Raw genomic sequence first — 20952 nt, forward strand, 5'->3', positions numbered from 1 at the left:
CGCTACGCTCCCGGCGCCTCCGCAGCGGTCCACTCCAGAGTGACCTTCCAGGTGGATCTGGTGGACGCCTTGCCCACGACGGCGAGGAACTGCCCGGTGTCGAAGGAGATGTCACAGCCGAACTCGACCGTCGCCCTGGACGCCCCGGTCTGCTGCAGGCGTGTGCCCATCGCGCGGGCGAGCGCCGTCAGGCCGTCGAGCACGGGTTCCAGGCGCGGCCGGCCCCAGCCGATCTCCTGCTCCTCACCCAGTGCCGGACCCGCGGGCCGGCCACCCGGACCGACGGACAGCAGCACCTTCTGGCCGTCGATCTCCACCGGTACGACCGTCTCGCCGCCCGCGTCCCGTTCTTCGTCCAAGCCCGCGCCCCTTCCCCGTCACAACGTCAGCCGGACGGCCCATCGTAGTGGCGGGCCGATGGCTCAAGGGGCCTGTTCCGTCGCCATGTTGCCCGGTACGGGGCCTGTGCTGCCGCGCCCTGTCAGTCGTGGCACGGGGACTCCCACCGAGCGGGCGGGGTTGCCGTCCAGCAGGGGCAGCAGTTCGCGTGCCGCGGTGCGGCCGAACTCCGCGCTGTCCCGGGAGAGGGCGGACAGCCGGGGGGTGACCATGCGGCACAGGGCCGAGTCCTCCCAGGAGACCAGCGACACGTCCTGCGGGACACGGAAGCCCAGTTCGGCGGCGGCGGCCAGGCCGGCCACGGCCATCACGTCGTTGTCGTAGATGAGCGCCGTCGGGACGGGCGGGTCGCCGAGGACGCGGCGGGTGACGGCGGCGCCCTGCGCGTCGGAGTAGTCGGTGGTGACCGAGCGGACCTCGGTGAGCCCGCGCCGCTCCGCCTCCGCGCGCAGCGTGGCGATACGGCGCTGGGTGTGGGCCAGGCCGGGCAGTCCGGCGATGTGCACGATCCGGCGATGGCCGAGCGCGGTCAACTCGTCCACCACGGAGGCCATCGCCCCGGCGTCGTCCGCCCAGACGGTGGACAGGCCGGGGTGCCGTACGTCGGGTGCGCCGCCGATCACCACGGCGGGCAGCCCGAGTTCGTCCAGCAGGCCGGGGCGCGGGTCGTCGGCGCGCGGGTCGGCCACCAGGACGCCGTCCACCCGGTGCTCCGCCCACCAGCGCCGGTACACCGCGCACTCCTCGCTCACGTCCTCCGCGACCTGGAAGAGCAGGCCCAAGTGCCGCTCGGCCAGCACCTCCTGGATGCCGGAGACGAGCTGGAGGAAGAAGGAGTCGACGCCCAGGGTGTGCGCGGGACGGGCGAGGACGAAGCCGACCGTGGCCGCGCCCTCGCCGGACAGCGCGCGGGCGGCCGTGCTGGGACGCCAGCCGAGCTGCTCGGCGACCCGGCGGACCCGCGCCCGGGTGGCCTCGGAGACACCTGGGCGGTCGTTGAGCGCGAAGGAGACGGCGCTCTCGGAGACCCCGGCCCGCCGGGCGATGTCCTTCATCGTGGGCCGGCGTGCGGGTGACCGTTTGGTCGGCACGTTTCCCCCTTCCTGACGATGCTCGCTAATGCGCTTGAGTGTCAAGACTCTAAAGCGCATTAGTGAATGACGGCAAGCTCTCGCCCGGACCGCTCTGACCTGCACTAATGAAACTGCGGATGTCTTTAGTCCGGTGAATGCATTGACTTCCCTCGAACGGCGCGGGCAAGGTCTCTCGCGCCACCCCACAGCCCCACACCGCAAGGGAGCCGTGTCACCGTGCCCATGTCCCGCAGAGCCCTCGCCGCCGCTGCCGCCGCCCTCGTCCTGCCGCTGAGCGCCTGCGGCTCGGGCGGCGACGGCGGCGGCTCGACCGACGCCTCCGGCACGATCCAGGGCGACATCACCTTCCAGACCTGGAATCTGCGCGCGAACTTCCAGTCGTACTTCGACGGCCTCATAGCCGACTTCGAGAAGAAGTACCCCGGTACGCATGTGAAGTGGATCGACCAGCCCGCCGAGGGCTATCCCGACAAGCTCAGCGCGGACGCCGGCGGCGGCACCCTGCCCGACGTCGTCAACGTCTCCCCGGACCTGGTCGCCCCGCTCGCCAAGGCGGGCCTCGCGCTCGACCTGGACAAGGCGGCCGGCACGTACAGGTCCGAGTACCTCGAGGGGGCCTGGGCCGGCCACCAGGTGCCGGGCATGAGCGGCACGTACGCCTTCCCCTGGTACCTGAACACCGGGCCGCTCTTCTACAACAAGGCCCTGTTCAGAGAGGCCGGAATCGACCCCGACCAACCGCCGAAGACGTACGACGAACTCTTCGCCGACGCCCTGCGGATGGCGAAGAAGAGCGGCGGCAAGGTCGCCACCCTCGCCAACGTGCCCACCATCGAGGACTTCGGCCGCTACGGCGTCACCCTGATGAACCGGCAGGGCACCGCCTTCGCCTTCAACGACGCCAAGGGAGTCGAACTCCTCACCAGGTACAAGGAGCTGTACGACGCCAAGGCCCTCGACCCGCAGGCGCTGACCGCCACCCCGGAGTCCTCCGGCAAGAAGTTCCTCACCGGCGCCGTCGCCATGAACCCCGGCAGCGCCCTCGACCTCGACAACTTCAAGAAGAACGCGCCGAGCCTCTACAGGAACATCGGCATCACCGACCAGATCACCAGCACCGGGCACGTCAACATGTACGTGATGGGCGTCATGGTCAACTCCCGCACCAGGCACACCCCGGCCGCCGTCGCCTTCGCCCACTTCGTCACCGACGCACAGAACCAGATGTCCTTCGCCAGGAAGGTCGCGATCTTCCCGAGCACCGCGGGCTCCCTGAACGACCCGTACTTCACCAAGGAGGACGGCACCGACGAGACCCGGGTGCGCATCGCCGCCGCCAAGTCCCTGAAGAGCGCCGTCAATTACACGCCCGTACTGTTCAGCGACCAGATGAAGACCGCGCTGCGCAACGAGGTGGCCAAGGCGCTCCAGGGCGAGGAGAGCCCCAAGCAGGCTCTTGACAACGCTGTCAACGCCGCCAACCGGCTGCTCCAGCAGGGCTGACGGCCATGGCGACCTCGGTCCGTGTCAGGCGCCAACTACCCGTCAGCCCGTGGCTGTTCGCCGCACCCGGGCTGCTCGTCACCGGCGCCTTCGTGCTCTACCCGTTCGTCTCCACCCTGGTGAACTCCTTCACCGACCGCCGCACCCTGCTGCCGGGCCACTTCGTCGGCCTCGCCAACTTCCGCGAGCTGCTCCACGACGACATGTTCTGGACCGGCCTGCGCAACAGCTCCCTGTACGTCCTCGGGGTCGTACCCGCCCTGGTCGTCCTGCCCCTGCTGCTCGCGCTGCTGGTGCAGAAGAACATCCCCGGCATCACCTTCTTCCGCTCCGCCTTCTACACCCCGGTCGTCGCCTCGATCGTGGTGGTCGGGCTGATCTGGGTGTGGCTGCTGGACGAACGCGGCCTGGTCAACTCCCTGCTGGAGGCGACCGGGATCGGCCGCGTCGGCTTCCTCAGCGACCAGTGGCTGCTCCTGCTGAGCGCGATGGCCGTCACGGTGTGGAAAGGCCTCGGCTACTACATGATCATCTATCTGGCGGCGCTGGCGAACGTGCCACGCGAACTGCACGAAGCCGCCGCCGTGGACGGCGCGGGTCCGGTGCGGCGCTTCCTCTCGGTCACCGTGCCCGCCGTCCGCTCCACCATGGTCCTGGTCGCCGCGCTCTCCTCGGTCGCCGCCTTCAAGGTGTTCTCCGAGGTGTATCTGATGGCCGGCCCGAGCGGCGGCCCGGCAGGCGAGGACACCACCCTCGTCATGCTCGTCCAGCGCACCGGCACCGGCCTGACCGGCCGGGTCGGCTACGCCTCCGCCCTGTCGGTCGTCGTGTTCGCCGTCACCGTCGCGCTCATGCTGCTGGTACTGCGCGCCGACCGCCGGGAGGAGTCATGACCGTCCTGGAGAAGGTACGGCCCGAGCAGCCGGTCACCGTGCGCAAGGAGCCGCGCGTCACCGACGAACACGGCCGCCGTATCCGCGTCGGCGAGCTGGTCTGGCGCTACCTGCTGCTCCTCGCCGTCCTCGCGCTGACCGTCGGCCCGTTCCTGTGGCAGCTGTCCACCTCCCTGAAGGGCCCCACCGAGGACATCTACAGCTCACCGCCGTCGTTCCTGCCCGACCGTCCCACCCTGCACAACTACACGCGGGTCGCCGACACCATCCCCGTCTGGGACTACGCCCTGAACTCCCTGAAGGTCGCCACCGCCAACGTCGTCACCAACTGCGCCGGCTCGGCGCTCGCCGGATACGCCCTGGCCCGCCTGCGCTTTCACGGCCGGAAGGTGACCACGCTGGTGTTCGTGCTGGCGATGCTCGTGCCCGTGGAGGGCATCGTCATCGCCCAGTTCACCACCATGCGCGAACTCGGCCTGAACAACACGCTCATCGGGGTCGTGCTGCCCGGCGCGATCGGCGCGATGAACGTGCTGCTGATGCGCAACGCCTTCCGCAACCTGCCGTACGAGATCGAGGAGGCGGCCTACGTCGACGGCGCCACCGTCTGGCAGCGGTTCCTGCGCGTCGCCCTGCCGTCGGTGAAGGGGACGGTCGCCGTCGTCGCGATCTTCGCCTTCATGGGCGCCTGGGACGACTTCCTGTGGCCCCTGATCGTGCTCAGCGATCCGTCCAAGTTCACCCTCACCATCGGCCTGAACTATCTGCACGGCACCTTCGCCGACGACGAACGCCTCGTCGCCGCCGGCACCGTGATCGCCGTGGCCCCGCTCATCGCGCTCTTCGCCTGCCTGCAGCGGTACTTCTTCCGCGGGGTCGGCGAGGGCGCCGTCAAGGGCTGAACACCCGTATGCCACAAGGACACTCCATGCCCCCTGCCGTGCGCTTCGGCGTCAACTACACACCGAGCGAAGGGTGGTTCCACCACTGGCTCGACTTCGGCCTCGATTCCGTGCGCGCGGACCTCGACGCGATCGCCGGGCTCGGCCTCGACCACATCCGGGTCTTCCCGCTGTGGCCCTACTTCCAGCCCAACCGGACCCTGATCCGCCCACGCGCCGTCGAGCAACTCGTGGCCCTCGCCGACGCCGCCGCCGAACGCGGCCTGGACCTCAACGTCGACGGCCTGCAGGGGCACCTGAGCAGCTTCGACTTCCTGCCCGCGTGGACGCGCACCTGGCACCGGCGCAACCTCTTCACCGACCCCGACGTGGTCGAGGGCCAAGCCGTCTACCTGCGCACCCTCGCCGCCGCACTCGCCGACCGGCCGAACTTCCTCGGCATGACCGTCGGCAACGAGGTCAACCAGTTCGCCGCCGGGCCCCACCCCGACCCCGACCGCATCACGGCCGACGAGGCCGAACTGTGGCTCGTACGGATGCTGGCCGCCTGCGCCGACGGCGCCCCCGGCCGGCTCCACCTGCACGCCTCCTACGACGCCGCCTGGTACCAGGACGACCAGCCCTTCACCCCCGGCCACTCCGCCCGGCTCGGCGACCTCACCGCCGTGCACTCCTGGGTGTTCAACGGCACCGCCCAGCGCCACGGCCGTACCTCCGTACCGGCCGAGCACCACGCCGCCTACCTGGTCGAGCTGAGCAAGGCCTGGGCCGAGGAGCCGCACCGGCCGGTATGGCTGCAGGAAATCGGGGCACCCGCGCCGCTCGTGCCCGCCGAGCACGCCGCCGGCTTCGCCGAGGCGACCGTCGCCCATGCCCTGGACTGCCCCGACCTGTGGGGCATCACCTGGTGGTGCTCCTACGACGTCTCGCGCGACCTGGCCGACTTCCCCGAACTCGAGTACGGGCTCGGCCTGTTCACCAACGAGCGCAAGCCGAAGGACATCGCCCGGGTGCTGGCCGCGGCCGCCCGCTCACCGCACGCGGAGGCCGTCCCGCGCACCACGGCCCTCGTCGTACCCGGCCATCCGGGCCGCCGCTCCCGCTGCGCCCCCGGCGGAGCCGTCTTCGACGCCTTCTTCCGGCTCGTCGCCGACGGCGCCCGCCCCACCACCGTCCTCGAGACCCACGCGGACGACAAGGACCACCTCGCCGCGCGCGGCATCACCGAGGTCGTCACTCCGGATCAGGTACTCCCCACCCCACACGGAGGCACCCGCTCGTGAAACCCAGCAGACGCACCGTCCTGATCGCCGGCGCCGCCGCCGGCCTGTTGCCGCCGCCCGCCTTCGCGGCCGCCCGCCCCAGAGCCGGGGCGACCCCGCCGTACGCCTCCTACTGGTATCCGGACTCGCTCCCCTCCGGCAGCCCCGGCCCCGGCATCACCTGGCGCAGTCTGAAGAGCTGGCGCGCGGCCGACGACCCCGACCTCGCCTTCAATGCCGCGTCGGTGCCGCTCGCCGCCCGCTTCACCCCGACCCCGGCGAACACCACGGCACGCTCCGGCCAGGCCCGCGTCCAGGCCCTCGTCTCCTTCGGACCGACGTCCGGCAATCCCTCCCAGGGCTCGGCCACCGCCGACTACTACGCCCTCACCCACTGGGCCTACCTGGACGAGCTGGTCTTCTGGGGCGGCTCGGCCGGCGAGGGCCTGATCCTCGCGCCGAACGCACCGATCGTGGACGCGGCCCACCGGCACGGCGTCCCGGTGCTCGGCAACATCTTCCTGCCCCCGGTGGCGTACGGCGGCCGGCTCCAGTGGACCCGGGACCTCGTGCAGAAGGACGCCACCGGGCACTACCCGCTCGCCGCCCAACTCGTCGCGGTCGCGTCGGCCTACGGCTTCGACGGCTGGTTCGTGAACGCCGAGACCGGCGGCGGGAACACCGCGCTGGGCCAGGCCATGCTCGGGTTCGTCAAGGAGCTGGAGGCGCTCGGGGCGGCGCGCGGACAGCGGGTGACCTGGTACGACGCGATGACCGTGAACGGCACGGTCAGCTGGCAGGGCGCGCTCGACAGCCAGAACCAGGCCTTCTTCCAGGCCGCCGACGACATGTTCGTGGACTTCCGGTGGAGCGCGGCCACGCTCGCCTCCTCGGGGACGAAGGCGGAACAACTGGGTCGCAGCCGCTACGCGTTGTGGGCCGGTGTCGACGTCGAGTCGAACGGGTCCGGTACGTCGGTGGACTGGGACGCGATCGTGCCGTCCGGCAGGCCGCACACCACCTCGATCGGCTTCTACCGGCCCGAGTGGACCCGCAACCACCTGCCCGCCGACCAGCGCGCTCCGGAGGACTTCCACGCCGCGGACGACCGGTTCTGGACCGGGCGGTCGCTGGATCCGTCCCGGCCGGACGCGAGCGATCCGTGGCGCGCGCCGGCCGTGTCCGTCGCGGACCGGTCCACGGTGACCTCGCTGCCGTTCGCGACCGTGTTCAACGCCGGGCACGGGCTGCGCTGGTACGAGGACGGCGCCGTCGCCTCGGACGCCGCCTGGAACCACCTCGGGCTTCAGGACCGGCTGCCGGCGCGGCGGTGGGTGGTGCGTACTGCGGGGGAGCGGCCGGCGGTGTCCTTCGACTTCGCCGATGCCTGGCGGGGCGGCAGCAGCGTGCTGGTGGACGGTGAACTCGGTCAACCGATCGTGCTGGACTTGTACGCGACCCGGCTGCCGGTCGGTGTGAACACGACTGTCGAACTCACCTCCCGGACCGATGCGGGCGCTGTGAACCTCGAACTGGCGGTGGCGACGGCCGAGCCGAGCGGGGCCGGGGCGATTCCGCCGTACACCTATCTGGCTGTGAACCCGGTCAACAGCGGCCTGCGCGTGAACTCGGTCAACGGCTGGCAGACCGTGACACTTCCGCTCACCGGACTGACCGGCACCGGCACCGTGCACGCCCTCGGTGTCCGGCTCACCGCCACCGAGGGCCCGGTGCGCTGGCGGCTCGGCGGACTCGCCGTCCGGGACTCCGCCACCACCCCCGAGGCCCCCACGGGCGCCCGCGTCACCGCCGCGACCGGCGGCGACCTCCGCCTCGCCTGGAACGCCGCCCCCGGCACCGTACGCCACTACGAACTGCACCGGCTCCTGCCCGACGGCACCCGCCGCTTCCTCGGCGGCACCTGCCAGCGTGCCTTCTTCCTCACCGGACTGCAGCCCGAGCAAGGGGAGACCGCCGCACGATTCGAACTGCGCGCCGTGGGGGAGCTCTACACCACCTCGGCCCCCGTCACCGTCACCCACCCCTGGTAACGACCGCCATCACCCGGAACCCGCAGGGAGCACCCCGCATGCATGACGACCGCACTCTGGTGGAAGCCCGCCTCAGGCGCGTCCTCGACGAACGCATCCGCCCCGCCGTGTACCCCGAGTCCGTGCCGCTGCAGGTCGCGGTGTGGCACGCGCCCGGCGAGCCCGTGCCGGTCGAGGAGGGACTCGCCGCCGAGCCGGAGCCCGTCGAGGCCGGTGCCCGGTGGGGTGCTCCGTGGGGCACCAGCTGGTTCCGGGTGACCGGGACCGTGCCCGAGGCGTGGGCCGGGAGGACCGTCGAGGCCCTGCTCGACCTGGGCTTCGACGAGAACATGCCCGGCTTCCAGTGCGAGGGCCTGGTCTACCGGCCCGACGGCACCCCGGTGAAGGGCCTCAACCCCCGCAACCAGTGGGTGCGCATCGGCGCCCCCGTGGCGGGCGGCGAGGAGGTGGTCCTGCACATCGAGGCCGCCTCCAACCCCGTCATCCTCGACTACCACCCGTTCCGGCCCACGCGGCTCGGCGACAAGGAGACCGCCGGACACGAGCCGCAGTACACCCTCGCCCGCATGGACCTCGCCGTCTTCGACGAGCCGGTGTGGCAGCTGGTCATGGACCTGGAGGTGCTCGGCGAGCTGATGGCCGAGCTGCCCGTGGACTCCGCGCGCCGGCACGACATCCTGCGCGCCGTCGAGCGGGCCCTGGACGCCGTCGACCTCCAGGACGTGAACGGCACGGCCGGCCGGGCCCGGGAGCAGCTCACCGGAGTGCTCTCGGCCCCCGCCGTACCGTCCGCGCACCGGATCAGCGCCGTCGGGCACGCGCACATCGACTCGGCCTGGCTGTGGCCGCTGCGCGAGACGGTCCGCAAGGTGGCCCGTACGACCTCCAACATGACCGCGCTGATCGAGGACGAGCCGGAGTTCGTCTTCGCCATGTCCCAGGCCCAGCAGTGGGCCTGGGTGAAGGAGCACCGGCCCGAGGTGTGGGCGCGGGTGAAGAAGGCCGTGGCGGAGGGGCGGTTCGTGCCGGCCGGGGGGATGTGGGTGGAGTCGGACACCAACATGCCCGGCTCGGAGGCGATGGCCCGGCAGTTCGTGCACGGCAAGCGGTTCTTCCTCGACGAGTTCGGCATCGAGAACGAGGAGGCCTGGCTGCCCGACACCTTCGGCTTCGCCGCCGGACTCCCGCAGATCATCAGGGCCGCCGGTGCCAAATGGCTGCTGACCCAGAAGATCTCCTGGTCCCAGACCAACACGTTCCCGCACCACACCTTCCAGTGGGAGGGCATCGACGGCACCCGGATCTTCACCCACTTCCCGCCCGTCGACACCTACAACTGCTCCATGAAGGGCAGCGAACTCGCCCACGCGGCGAGCAACTTCAAGGACAAGGGGCGCGCCCGCCACTCCCTCGCGCCCACCGGCTGGGGCGACGGGGGCGGCGGCACGACGCGCGAGATGGTCGCCAAGGCGGCACGGCTGCGCGACCTCGAGGGCTCGGCCACCGTCGTCTGGGAGACACCCCGCGCCTTCTTCGAGAAGGCCGAGGCCGAATACCCCGAACCGCCCGTCTGGGTCGGCGAGCTGTACCTGGAACTGCACCGAGCCACCCTCACCAGCCAGGCGAAGACCAAGCAGGGCAACCGGCGCAGCGAACACCTGCTGCGGGAGGCCGAGCTGTGGGCGGCCACCGCGGCCGTGCGCACCGGATTCCCCTACCCCCACGAGGAGTTGGACCGGATCTGGAAGACGGTCCTGCTGCACCAGTTCCACGACATCCTGCCCGGCTCGTCCATCGCCTGGGTGCACCGGGAGGCCCGGGCGACGTACGAGAGGATCGCCGCCGAACTGAACGACATCATCACCGCGGCACAGCGCGCCCTGGCGGGGGAGGGGTCCCGTCACCTGGTCTTCAACCCGGCACCGCACAGCCGTCACGGCGTTCCCGCCGCAGGCGCCGGGGCGCCGCGCCTGCCGCAGGGAACGGAGGTGTCGCCCCGCGCCGCGGGCGGATACGTCCTGGGCAACGGCCTGCTCCGCATCGAGATCGACGCCCACGGCCTCGTCGTCTCCGCGTACGACCTCGACGCCGGCCGCGAGACCATCGCCCCCGGCGGGGCCGCCAACCTGCTCCAACTCCACCCGGACTTCCCGAACATGTGGGACGCCTGGGACGTCGACTCCTTCTACCGCAACACCGTCACCGACCTCACGGACGCCGAGTCGGTCGAGCTCGGCGAGGACGGCGCGTCGGTGCGGATCGTACGGAGCTTCGGCGCCTCCCGGGTCACCCAGGTGCTGACGCTGCCGCCGGGCGAGCGGAGACTGGCCATCGACACCGAGGTCGACTGGCACGAGACGGAGAAGTTCCTCAAGCTGGCCTTCCCGCTCGACCTGCACGCGGAACGGTACGCGTCCGAGACCCAGTTCGGGCACGCCTACCGCCCCACGCACACCAACACCTCCTGGGAGGCCGCCAAGTTCGAGGCGTGCAACCACCGCTTCGTCCACCTGGAGGAGCCGGGCTGGGGCGTGGCGGTGGTCAACGACTCGACGTACGGCCACGACGTGACCCGCACGGTACGCACCGACGGCGACCGCGGTACGACGACCACGCTGCGCGTCTCGCTGCTGCGTGCCCCGCGCTTCCCCGACCCCGAGACCGACCAGGGCGTCCACCGCTTCCGTCACGCCCTGGTCCCGGGCGCCTCGATCGCCGACGCGGTCCGCGAGGGCTGGCGGATCAACCTGCCGGAACGGCACCTGACCGGCGCCCACGAGGTCGCGCCGCTGGTCACGGTCGACAACGACGCCGTCGTGATCAGCGCCGTCAAACTCGCCGACGACGGCAGCGGCGACGTGGTGGTCCGTTTCCACGAGGCCCACGGCGGCCGGGCCAGGGCGACGCTCACGGCTGGTTTCGAGGTCACGGACGTCACGGTGACGGACCTGCTGGAACGGCCCCTGACCGACGCGGTCGGCCAGGATCGCGACGGCGAGCGGCTCACGGTACGGCTGCGGCCGTTCCAGCTGATGACGTTGCGGCTGCGGCGGCGCTGACCCGGGGCGGGTGCCGCCCGCGTCAGTCCCCCGGGGGTGACGCGGGCGCCGCCGGATCGCCGCCGGACGGGTGCTCGTAGCGCAGCGGCGGTCTCGGTGACAGCCCCTGCCGCCACAGCCTGCCGAGCGCCTCGTTCGCCCGCTGCTCCTGCTCCCGGTCGGCGGGAAGCGGCAGGTGCAGCGCGCCGAGCAGGTCGAAGCGGTGCAGGTCGAAGGCCGCCTCGACGTACTGGCCGTAGCCGACGGCCGCGTGGACGGCGGCGAGGTAGGCGAGCCGGGAGACGACCACGAGGAGCACGGCGAGCAGCAGCCACCAGCCGGACCGCCACAGCAGCCAGACCGTCGGCGGCGCGCACAGCGCGGCGGTGACGCTCAGCCGTGCCGCCGCGTCCATCGCGTCCCGCTGCTCGCTGACCGTCGTGGCGATCCGGCCGCTCAACAGCGGCTCCAGACGGGTCCAGAACACCGGCGCGTCCAGGCCGTACAGCCGCCCCGCCCTGGACTCGGCGGCGGTGAGCGCGTTGCCGAGAGCGGTGGGCCGGAAGAGGTGCTGGTCCTCGACCGGGTAGCGCAGCCGTTGCAGATGGCCCTGCGCGAAGCGTCGTTCGACGGCTTCGGGGTCACGGACCTCCTCGCGCGTCAGGGCAGCGACGGTGGGCCCGCAGCGGCGTCTCTGCCGTGCCCTGCACCAGCGGGCCGGCCGTTCCAGGTACCGCGGCCAGTACCCCTCCAGCCAGCGGACCACGGGCAGTTGCAGCGGCATGGTGATCACGCCGACCGCGGTGACCAGCAGGAGCAGCAGCAGGCTCGGGCCGACGCCCAGTCCGGCGGCGGTGCGCCAGGCACGCCCGAACCGCACCGGGCCGGGCGCACCCGCCCACACCAGCACGAGCAGATACGTACCGGCGAGGGTGGTGGGCAGTGTCGAGACCAGGAAGAACCTGCCGCTGAACGACGGTCCGGCCGGTCGGGCGAGCACGGACAGGTTCACCGGCCGCGCTCCTTCCCCGCCGTCCGGCCCCGGCGCCCCGGACGGCGGTGGGACGGCCGCATCACTCCTCCTCGGCCATGGGGCCGTGCCCGTGCGGGCACTCCGGCGGCCGGCCGCCGCCGAACAGCAGGATCTCCGAGGCCGTGCACTGCGCGTCCGTGCAGACGTAGTACTGGGCGCGGGCCCGGGTGGGCAGGCCCGGCATGGGCTGGGCCCCGGGCACGCTCCTCGTGTGGCCCGCGCCGGGCGCGTCCGGCTGCAGCGCGTCCCGGCGGACGACGCCGAGGGTGTCCTCGCCCGCGGTGAGGACCACCGCCGCCAGGTCGTGCTGCTGGAGGAAGAGGTCGGTGAGCCGGGTCCTGAGGGCTGTACGGGAGGGCGGGTCGGCCGGGTCGACGGCGAGTGTCGTGACCGCCGGTCCGTCCGCCGGGTCGGCCTGTTGATCCATCAAGTCGGCGTACTGGAGGCGCAGTTCGTCTATGGTGCGCATGCTCTTCTCTGTCGCTTCGTGCCGGTGGGGTCAGGGTCCGATGTGCAGATGGGCGGCCCACAGGTCCGGGCGGCCGGGCTCGCGGCGGCGGGCCTTGCGCACGGCCGCGTCGAGTGCCGCGGCGGGATCGTGGCCGGGTGCGGCGCGCAGGCCCTTGTAGAAGTCCTCGGTGAGCTGTGCGGCCTCGCCGTCGCGGACGCGCCACAGGGTGCCGACCGCGTTGCGGTAGCCCGCCAGGTGCAGCGCGCCGGCGAGATGCAGGGACTCGTCGGCGAGCTGGGCGGTGCCCCTGGCGGTCTCGCAGCCGGACAGGTACACCAGTTCCGCCGAGGGCAGGGACAGCCGGTCGACCGCCGACGGTGTGAGCAGTTCCTCGCCGAGCACCAGGGCACCGGCGGTGCCGTGCCCGGCGTAGTGGAGCCAGGGGTGCTCGGGCAGCGCCTGTGCCACCGTGGCCAGGGTCGCCTCCTCCGGCGCCAGATACCGTCCGGCGCCGACGGTGTCACGCACGTCCAGGGCCTCGCCGACGGCCCAGCGCAGCCGGCCCGGGGAGCCGGCCGCGCCCGGGGCCGCGATCGCCAGCACGCTGGGCCGGCCCGAGGGGGCGGACCGCAGCCGGGCGTGGCGCAGGGCCCGCAGCGTCGGCGTGTACGACGAGACCACGCGGTCGAGCACGTTGTCCCCGGGGACCTGCTGCGGGGCGCCCGGCGTACCGCTGAGGCGGCCCGCGGCGTGCAGGGGCAGGAACACGGCCGGCCCGGACGGCACCCACCACACCCGGCGCCGGCCGGCCGGTGAGCCGGGCGGACCGGCGACATCGAGCGCGCGAAGGACGGGGCTCGCGACCGCGTCCCACAGCTCGCCCAGCACCCCCCGGACCTCCCCGGCGCCGGCGGCCGTGCCGGCTCCGGCCTGTTCCAGGCGGGCGATCCACTCCCGCGCCAGGGAGGGGGTGACGCCGGGCAGTGCCAGGGATTCCACCCCGTCGGCGGTGACCACGAGGGCATGGGAGCGCACGGCATGCACGGTCACGTGGATCAGCGGGCCGCGCTCGGCGAGGGCGCGGATCGCCACCGGGTCGAGCGGCTCCAGGAAGTCCGCGAAGCCGGGCAGGTCCCTGATGCGGCGGACCTCGCTCTCCCAGCGGTCGGTCGCTCGGTGCCGTAGGGTCACGCCCTCCATGCCGGCGGACGCCGAGATCTCCTGGGCGGCCGCAAGCGCGTCCGTGGCCGACTCGAACCGGGCCGCGGCCTCGGGGTGTGCGCGACGCAGCGTGCCGAGTTCGGTCATGGAGCTGAGCGCGCCGGCGGACAGCAGGCCGCGGGCCGCCTCCAGGACCGCCACCGCCCGCTCGGCGGGCTCGTCGGCCAGCAGCGCGGCGGCGCACGCCACATCCCCCAGCCCGTCGACGTACCGGGCCAGCAGCTCCTCCCGTTCGGCGCGCGGGAAACGCGGCGAGGCCAGTGTCCCGGCGGCCCGGACGGCGGCGGCCAGCAGCGGTGCGACGGACGGCACGTCGTCCAGCCGTACGGCCGACTCGGCCATGAAACGGGTGACGGGCAGCAGGTCGGCGGGCGAGGCGGCCGGGTCGGCGCAGGCCCGCTCGCAGAACGCCAGCGCCCTGGACCAGGCGTCGGTGTACGAAATGCCGCGTTCCCGCTCCGCGACCGCTCGCTGAGCCTCCTGCCGGGCCACGGTGAGCCGCATGCGGACGACCTGGTGCCCCCGGAGATGCCGCCGTGCGAGTGCCTTGTCCCGCCCCTGCCGCGGGCCCTGGGCGCCGTCCGGCGGTGAGGTGACGTCCTGGCGTCCGTCGTCCCCCCGGCCGAACACGGAGTCGTCCAGCAGCCGGTCCGGGGAGCCCTCCGTCAGCACATCGGCCACCAGCCCCACGGCGGTACCGATCTCACCGCTCTCCATGGCGTCGGCCTGCCGGACGGCGAGCGCGGCCGCCGCACGGCTTCCGTCGGCCATGTCCCGGTTCTTCGGCACCGCGGCGGCGAACTCGTCCGCCGCCCGGCGCAGTTGCGCGGCCGCCCTGCGCAGCGCCTTCGGTCTGTTGTCATAGGTGGCCTGGACCCATTGCGCGGTGAACTGCTGGTGGGCCTGGTGGAGCCGGGCGGCGGCCAGCCGCCGCCGGTTGATCACGTCGAAGACGTCGCCGGAGCCGGTGAGGGCACCGGGATCCGGCTCCTGCTGCCGGGTCAGCGCTTCCTGCCGGGACGTGTGGTCACCGCCGGTGAGTTCGGAGCGGGTCAGCAGAACCGCTCGCAGGTCGTTGTGCGCGGAGACGCGGACCAGCTCCCGCTCCGCCGCCTCCTCGGGGGTGTCGTCGGCGACCGGCAGGCCGAGCTTCCCGGTGACCCGGAGGAACTGGTCCGCGGCCGCGTTCAGGCCGGGCAGGTCGCCGCGTGCCGCCGCCCGCTGGAACTCGGCCCAGCCGAGCGTGCAGGCCGCCCTCGCCGCGACGACCGACCCCGCCGGCGCCACCCGGTCCGCGGCACCGGTCGCGTGGATCAGCTCCAGGAGCAACTCCTGATCAGTGGTCCAGAGGAAGAGCATCTTGAGGTACTCGCTCAGTTCCAGCCAGCGGGTGGCCTCCTTGTGCGGAGAACCGCCGACCCGCTCCGCGGCGAGCCGCCCGTACCGCAGCAGCTCCGTCCGCAGGGCCTGGTCGTGCGGATCGCCGCACAGGAGCAGGAAGAGCGCCGACGTCTGGAACGCCAGGGTGTCGCCCACGCGCGGGTTGTCGTCCGCCAGCAGGGCGAGCACCTCGCGGCCCAGCTCCACGGCCTCCCGGCACGCGTCGGGCGGCAGCAGGACCTCGGGGCGGGTCATGTCGGCGTCGATCAGCAAGGAGCTGAGGGCCGAGACCCGATACGCGTGCAGGGCGGCGAGGGACCTCGCCCGTTGCGGGTGGTGCCGGTGAGCCGCCTCGACGGCCTGCCGTGCGAAGCGCTCCGCCTCCTCGGTGTACAGCGCGCCCTGGGCCAGGGCGACCAGAGTACTGGTGTTGGCGGCGAGTCCGAGGGCGTACGGGCGCAGCCAGTGCCGTGCCGGAAGGGTCGCGACGGCCTGCCGCGCGGCCCCGTGCGCCTCGGCCGTCGTCTCGTCGCGCAGAGAGAGGTCACGGCCGCGTACGTAGGCCGAGATCGCCTCGGCCTCCTCGGGCGTCGCCGCCCAGCCGAGTCCGCCGGCGATGAACTCCTGCGCCGCGGCCAGCGCGCGTTCCCGGTCGTTCGCGGCTCCCGTGAGCCCGGCCAGCTCCTCCGGGGTGAACTGCTCGCGCCGGGCCGACCGCAGCGGCTCGGGGAGCAGTGCGGGATCGGCTTGGTGGACGACGGCCAACCACTGGGCGGCGACGCCGAGTTCCGTCCGGTCTCCTGTCTCGGCGCCAAGCACCCAGGCGAGCATCCCCAGTTGATGCACCATCAGGATGTTGCCCCAACGCCCGCTGTCGCACTCGGCCCTCAGTGCCGTGCGCGCGGCCTCCGTACGCTCATGCCGCAGCACCTCGGAGCGCTGCTCGGCGCTCTCCGCGCGGGCGAAGAGCAGCAGGCGGTCGAGCAAGTCCCGCTCGGGCGGTGAGAGTTCCGGCCAGGCGGGCTCGCCGGCGGGCAGCTCGCACGGCCCTTCCCGTAAGGATGTTCCAGTCACGCGTACATGATGTGACATGGGCCGGGGGCGGACGGCCGTATCGACGGACAAGACGTGGAGCCAGGTTCTGGTCTGATGCCCGGTTCCGCGCGCCGCCGCCGGGCCACGGTCCGACCCGCTCCCCGGCCCCACTCGACGCCGCCGTTGCCTACTCGCCGGCCTGCCCGCCCCCGCTCTGCCCCCCGAGCTGTGCCCGCAGCCACTCCTCGACCTCGCCGACATGGGCCGCGGCAGCGGCTCTCGCTGCCTCCGGGTCGCGGGCGGTGAGGGCGCGGTGGATGGCGGCGTGTTCGCGGCGGGTGCGGGCGAAGGCGCCCTCCTCCTGATAGCCGCGCCAGACGCGGGCGCGGAAGGTGCGGGAGGACAGGCCCTCCAGGATGGCGGCCATGGTCTCGTTGCCGGCGGCCGCGGCGATCTCGCGGTGGAAGGCGAGGTCGTGGGCGAGGATCTCCTCGGGGTCGTCGGTGGCGTTCATCGCCGCCACGTGCTTGCCCACGGCGGCCAGTTGGTCCTCGGTGATGCGTGCGGCGGCCAGCGCGGTCGCCGTCGACTCAAGGATCCGGCGGACCTCGAGGAGTTCCACCAGGCGCGGGCCCCGGGACAGGTCCGCGACCACCCCGAAGGTCTCCAGCAGGTCACCGGCCTCCAGCGCGGTGACGTAGATCCCGGAGCCGTGCCGGGCCTCCAGGACGCCCATCACGGTCAGGGCGCGGATCGCCTCCCGCATGGAGCTGCGGGAGATGCCCAGCCGGGCCGCCAGATCCCGTTCGGTGGGCAGCCGCTCGCCGGGCTCCAGCCGGCCCCCGGCGATCATCGCCTTGATCTCCTCGATGGCGCGCTGCGTCACCGTGCCCTTCTGCGGCACTTCTTCCTCGTCCACGCCGCTCCTCCTTCCCCCCGCTGCGCCGCAGTCTAACCAGCCAAGTGGTCCGACCACTACGCCCGGAATCCTCGAATTTTCCGTGCACGAGGGTGTTGATCCGGCTCATTGGTCTGATAAGTATGCGGCGTCTGCTCGAACACCCTCGACGAGGAGCCGCGAGATGCCCGCCAGCACTGTCAGGAAGCGCAGCAGGTCCCGGATCATCGGCGCGGTGGCTCTGGCCGCCGGTGCCTCGCTCATGCTCGCCGCCTGCGGCAGCACCAAGGACACCGCGAGCGCGGGCGGCGGCGGCACCGGCAAGGTCGGCGTGATCCTGCCGCTGCTGACCTCGCCGTTCTGGCAGTCGTACAACGACTACGTGCCCAAGATGGCCAGGTCCGAGGGCGTCGAGGTGCTGAAGACGGTCAACTCCAACAGCGACCCCTCCCAGCAGATCACCGACATCGACAACGAACTCAACCAGGGAGTCAAGGGGTTGGTGGTCGCGCCGCTGGACAGCGCCGCCATCCAGGCCGGACTCGACCAGGCCGAGCGCAAGGGCGTGCCCGTGGTCGCCGTGGACGTCGCGCCCGACAAGGGCAAGGTCGCCATGGTGGTGCGCGCCGACAACGTGGCCTACGGCGAGAAGGCCTGCGACTACCTCGGACAGCACGTCAGCAGCGGCAAGGTCGTACAGGTCATGGGCGACCTCGCCTCGGTCAACGGCCGTGACCGCTCCGAGGCCTTCCGGTCCTGCGTGAAGAAGAAGTACCCGAAGCTCAAGGTGCTGGAGATCCCCGCCAAGTGGGAGTCCGACACCGCCGCCGCCAAGCTGGACACGCTGCTGGGCGCCAACCCGGACATCAAGGGCATCTACCTGCAGGCGGGCGGTGTGTACCTCGCGCCGACCCTGCAGACCCTGAAGTCCAAGGGCATGCTGAAACCGGCCGGGCAGCAGGGCCACATCGCGATCGTCTCCAACGACGGCATCCCGCAGGAGTTCGACGCCATCCGCAAGGGCCAGATCGACGCCACGGTCTCCCAGCCCGCCGACGCCTACGCCAGGTACGGCCTGTACTACATCAAGGCGGCGATGGCGGGGAAGACGTTCAAGCCCGGGCCCACCGACCACGGCTCCGTGATCGTCGAACTGCCCGGCGGGATCCTGGAGGACCAGCTGCCCGCACCGCTGGTCACCAAGGCCGACGTCGACGACCCCAAGCTGTGGGGCAACACGGTCAAATGAGTACACCGCTCGTGGAAGCCGAGGGCATCGTCAAACGGTACGGCCCCACCGTCGCCCTCGCCGAGGGCCGGCTCACCGTCCTGCCCGGCGAGTCCCACGCCCTGGTCGGCCGCAACGGCGCCGGCAAGTCGACCCTGGTGAACGTCCTCACCGGCCTCCAGGCCCCGGACGCGGGGACCGTCCGCTTCGACGGCGAGCCCGCGCCCCCGCTCGCCGACCGGGACGCCTGGCGCCGCAGGGTCGCCTGCGTCTACCAGAAGCCCACGGTCGTCCCGGAGCTGACGGTCGCCGAGAACCTGTTCCTCAACCGGCAGCCGACCGGCCGCGGCATCATCAGCTGGCGCCGGCTGCGCAGGGAGGCCACCGCACTCCTCGACACCTGGGACGTGCGCGTCGATTCCGAGGCGCGCACCGCCGACCTCCGGGTCGAGGACCGCCAAATGGTGGAGATCGCACGGGCGTTGAGCTTCGGCGCCCGGTTCATCGTGCTGGACGAACCCACCGCCCAGCTCGACAACCGGGAGATCGAGCGGCTGTTCACCCGTATGCGCTCCCTGCAGGACTCCGGCGTCACCTTCCTGTTCATCTCGCACCACCTCCAGGAGGTGTACGAGGTCTGCCAGACGGTCACCGTGCTGCGCGACGCCCGCTGGATCACCACCGCCCCCGTCGCCGACCTGCCGAAGGCGGCGCTGGTGGAGGCCATGGCCGGGGAGTCCGTCGCCGAGCAGGCCGGACATGGCGGGGGAGCCGGCACCGGCGCCCCCGTCCTGCTGGAAGCGCATGCGCTCACCTCACCGGCGTACGAGGACGTCGACCTCACCGTCCGCCGCGGCGAGGTCGTCGGGCTCGCCGGCTCCAGCGGCAGCGGCAAGACCGAGCTCGCCGAGTCCTTCGCCGGGCTGCACACCCCGACCGGCGGCACCGCTCGACTGGGTGACAGGAAGCTGCCGTTCGGGGACGTCCGGGCCGCCCTGCGGGCCGGGGTCGGCTGTGTGCCGCGCGACCGGCACGAACAGGGACTGGTGCCCGGCATGAGCATCGGCGACAACGCCACGCTGAGCGTGCTGGACCGGCTGGGCCGGGCCGGATTCGTCGCCACCGACGCACGGCGCCGCTTCGCCGCCGAGCTGATCGACCGCCTCGACATCCACGCCGAGGGCCCCGACCAGCCCGTGTCCGACCTGTCCGGCGGCAACGCCCAGAAGGTCGTCATGGCCCGCGCCCTCGCCTCCGACCCGCGCCTGCTGGTCCTGATCAACCCCACCGCCGGCGTCGACGTGAAGTCCAAGGAGTCGCTGCTCGCGCGCATGGACAGCGCACGCGAGGACGGCACCGCGGTCCTCGTCGTCTCCGACGAACTCGACGACCTGCGCCGCTGCGACCGCGTCCTCGTCCTCTTCCACGGCCGTGTCGTCGCCGAGCACCCGGCCGGCTGGCGCGACCACGAGCTGATCGCCTCCATCGAAGGAGTTGACCATGGCTGACACCCGGGCCGCCCCGCCGCTCGCACCCCCGAAGACCCCGGACGCCAGGTCGGCCCGGACCGTCCTGCTCCGCCGGGCCCGCGAACTCGCCCTGGTACCCGCGCTGTTGCTGCTCATGGTGCTCGGCACGGTGGTCAACGACTCGTTCCTGACCGAGCGGAACCTGATCTCGATCCTCGGTGCCTCCGCCGCGCTGGCGATGGTCGTGCTCGCCGAGTCGCTCGTGCTGATCACCGGCAAGTTCGACCTGTCCCTGGAGTCGGTGGTCGGCATCGCCCCCGCCGTCGGCGCCCTGCTGGTGCTGCCCGCGAGCCAGTCCGGCTGGGGCACCGGATTCCCGGCCGGGCTCGCCCTGCTCGCGATCCCGGTGGCCGGCGCGGTCATCGGCGCCTTCAACGGCGTCCTCGTGGTCAAGTTCCGGCTCAACGCGTTCATCGTCACGCTCGCGATGCTCATCGTGCTGCGCGGCCTGCTGGTCGGGGCCACCAAGGGCAAGACCCTGTTCGGCATGCCCGACAGCTTCTACTCCCTGGCCACCACCACCTTCCTCAACGTGCCGCTGTCGGTGTGGCTCGCCGCCGTCGCCTTCGCCGTCGCCGGGTTCGTGCTGAAGTACCACCGCGCCGGCCGCGCCCTGTACGCGATCGGCGGCAACGCGGACGCCGCCCGCGCGGCCGGTGTGCGCGTCGACCGGGTGATGCTCGGCGTGTACGTCGTCGCGGGCGTGCTCGCCTCGCTCGGCGGGCTGCTGCAGACCGGGTACGTCGGCGCGATCAGCGCCAACCAGGGCCAGAACATGATCTTCACCGTGTTCGCGGCCGCGGTGATCGGCGGCATCAGCCTGGACGGCGGCAAGGGCACCATGTTCGGCGCGCTGACCGGCGTCCTCCTCCTCGGCGTCGTACAGAACCTGCTCACCCTCGCCCAGGTGCCGTCGTTCTGGATCCAGGCCATCTACGGCGGGATCATCCTCGTCGCCCTCGTGATCGCGCGCGTGACGACGGGCCGCGCCCAGGACTGACCAGCCGCCAAGTGCCGGACGAACGAAAGGACTTC

At 72.2% G+C, this 20952-nt stretch carries 15 protein-coding genes; 9 read left to right on the forward strand and 6 right to left on the reverse strand.

From position 1 onward, the window contains the following. Positions 1 to 2: 2 nt before the first annotated feature. Together ABT288_RS27195 and ABT288_RS27200 are read right to left on the reverse strand one after the other, a co-directional pair. Complete coding sequence (locus tag ABT288_RS27195; protein ID WP_351612794.1) at positions 3 to 359, reverse strand: CU044_2847 family protein; 357 nt, start codon at positions 357 to 359, stop codon at positions 3 to 5. A 63-nt stretch (positions 360 to 422) separates the two neighbouring features. Further along, positions 423 to 1490 (reverse strand): LacI family DNA-binding transcriptional regulator, encoded by a 1068-nt coding sequence (locus ABT288_RS27200; RefSeq protein WP_351612797.1) that lies wholly within the window; start codon positions 1488 to 1490, stop codon positions 423 to 425. Between the two features lie 219 nt (positions 1491 to 1709). On the opposite strand from ABT288_RS27200, the gene ABT288_RS27205 reads away from it, so the two are divergent. The 6 genes from ABT288_RS27205 to ABT288_RS27230 are packed head-to-tail and all read left to right on the forward strand — an operon-like array spanning position 1710 to position 11163. Continuing rightward, positions 1710 to 2996: an ABC transporter substrate-binding protein gene (locus tag ABT288_RS27205; protein WP_351612799.1), complete on the forward strand. Its 1287-nt coding sequence runs from the start codon at positions 1710 to 1712 to the stop codon at positions 2994 to 2996. Between the two features lie 5 nt (positions 2997 to 3001). Further along, on the forward strand, positions 3002 to 3889 hold the full coding sequence (locus tag ABT288_RS27210; RefSeq protein ID WP_351612802.1) for a carbohydrate ABC transporter permease: 888 nt from the start codon (positions 3002 to 3004) through the stop codon (positions 3887 to 3889). Further along, on the forward strand, positions 3886 to 4791 hold the full coding sequence (locus tag ABT288_RS27215) for a carbohydrate ABC transporter permease (protein WP_351612805.1): 906 nt from the start codon (positions 3886 to 3888) through the stop codon (positions 4789 to 4791). The genes ABT288_RS27210 and ABT288_RS27215 overlap by 4 nt, the downstream gene beginning before the upstream one ends. A gap of 26 nt (positions 4792 to 4817) precedes the next feature. Beyond that, the gene (locus ABT288_RS27220) at positions 4818 to 6074 is read left to right on the forward strand and encodes a glycoside hydrolase 5 family protein (protein WP_351612808.1); all 1257 of its coding nucleotides are present in this window, start codon (positions 4818 to 4820) and stop codon (positions 6072 to 6074) included. Further along, positions 6071 to 8104, forward strand: a complete 2034-nt coding sequence (locus tag ABT288_RS27225; RefSeq protein WP_351612810.1) for an endo-beta-N-acetylglucosaminidase — start codon at positions 6071 to 6073, stop codon at positions 8102 to 8104. The genes ABT288_RS27220 and ABT288_RS27225 overlap by 4 nt, the downstream gene beginning before the upstream one ends. Positions 8105 to 8142: 38 nt before the next feature. Beyond that, positions 8143 to 11163: an alpha-mannosidase gene (locus tag ABT288_RS27230; protein ID WP_351612812.1), complete on the forward strand. Its 3021-nt coding sequence runs from the start codon at positions 8143 to 8145 to the stop codon at positions 11161 to 11163. A 22-nt stretch (positions 11164 to 11185) separates the two neighbouring features. Here ABT288_RS27230 and ABT288_RS27235 read toward each other — a convergent pair whose 3' ends face one another. From ABT288_RS27235 to ABT288_RS27250, 4 genes are all read right to left on the reverse strand, one after another. Then, positions 11186 to 12154 carry a hypothetical protein gene (locus ABT288_RS27235; protein WP_351612815.1) on the reverse strand — a complete coding sequence of 323 codons (969 nt, stop codon included), beginning with the start codon at positions 12152 to 12154 and terminating at the stop codon, positions 11186 to 11188. A 61-nt stretch (positions 12155 to 12215) separates the two neighbouring features. Further along, positions 12216 to 12644 carry a hypothetical protein gene (locus ABT288_RS27240; protein ID WP_351612818.1) on the reverse strand — a complete coding sequence of 143 codons (429 nt, stop codon included), beginning with the start codon at positions 12642 to 12644 and terminating at the stop codon, positions 12216 to 12218. A 30-nt stretch (positions 12645 to 12674) separates the two neighbouring features. Further along, positions 12675 to 16301 carry a CHAT domain-containing protein gene (locus tag ABT288_RS27245; protein ID WP_351612820.1) on the reverse strand — a complete coding sequence of 1209 codons (3627 nt, stop codon included), beginning with the start codon at positions 16299 to 16301 and terminating at the stop codon, positions 12675 to 12677. Between the two features lie 148 nt (positions 16302 to 16449). Then, complete coding sequence (locus tag ABT288_RS27250) at positions 16450 to 17181, reverse strand: FadR/GntR family transcriptional regulator (protein WP_351612823.1); 732 nt, start codon at positions 17179 to 17181, stop codon at positions 16450 to 16452. A 163-nt stretch (positions 17182 to 17344) separates the two neighbouring features. Between ABT288_RS27250 and ABT288_RS27255 the strand changes: the two genes are divergently transcribed. Genes ABT288_RS27255 through ABT288_RS27265 form a run of 3 tightly spaced genes read left to right on the forward strand, consistent with a single transcriptional unit; the run spans position 17345 to position 20917 of the window. Next, positions 17345 to 18409 carry a sugar ABC transporter substrate-binding protein gene (locus tag ABT288_RS27255; protein WP_351612826.1) on the forward strand — a complete coding sequence of 355 codons (1065 nt, stop codon included), beginning with the start codon at positions 17345 to 17347 and terminating at the stop codon, positions 18407 to 18409. After that, on the forward strand, positions 18406 to 19896 hold the full coding sequence (locus tag ABT288_RS27260) for a sugar ABC transporter ATP-binding protein (protein WP_351612829.1): 1491 nt from the start codon (positions 18406 to 18408) through the stop codon (positions 19894 to 19896). Before ABT288_RS27255 ends, ABT288_RS27260 begins: the two co-directional genes overlap by 4 nt. Further along, on the forward strand, positions 19889 to 20917 hold the full coding sequence (locus tag ABT288_RS27265; RefSeq protein WP_351612831.1) for an ABC transporter permease: 1029 nt from the start codon (positions 19889 to 19891) through the stop codon (positions 20915 to 20917). Before ABT288_RS27260 ends, ABT288_RS27265 begins: the two co-directional genes overlap by 8 nt. The last annotated feature ends 35 nt before the right edge of the window (positions 20918 to 20952 follow it).

It is taken from the genome of Streptomyces sp. NPDC001093 (genome assembly GCF_040298985.1).
GTDB lineage: Bacteria > Actinomycetota > Actinomycetes > Streptomycetales > Streptomycetaceae > Streptomyces.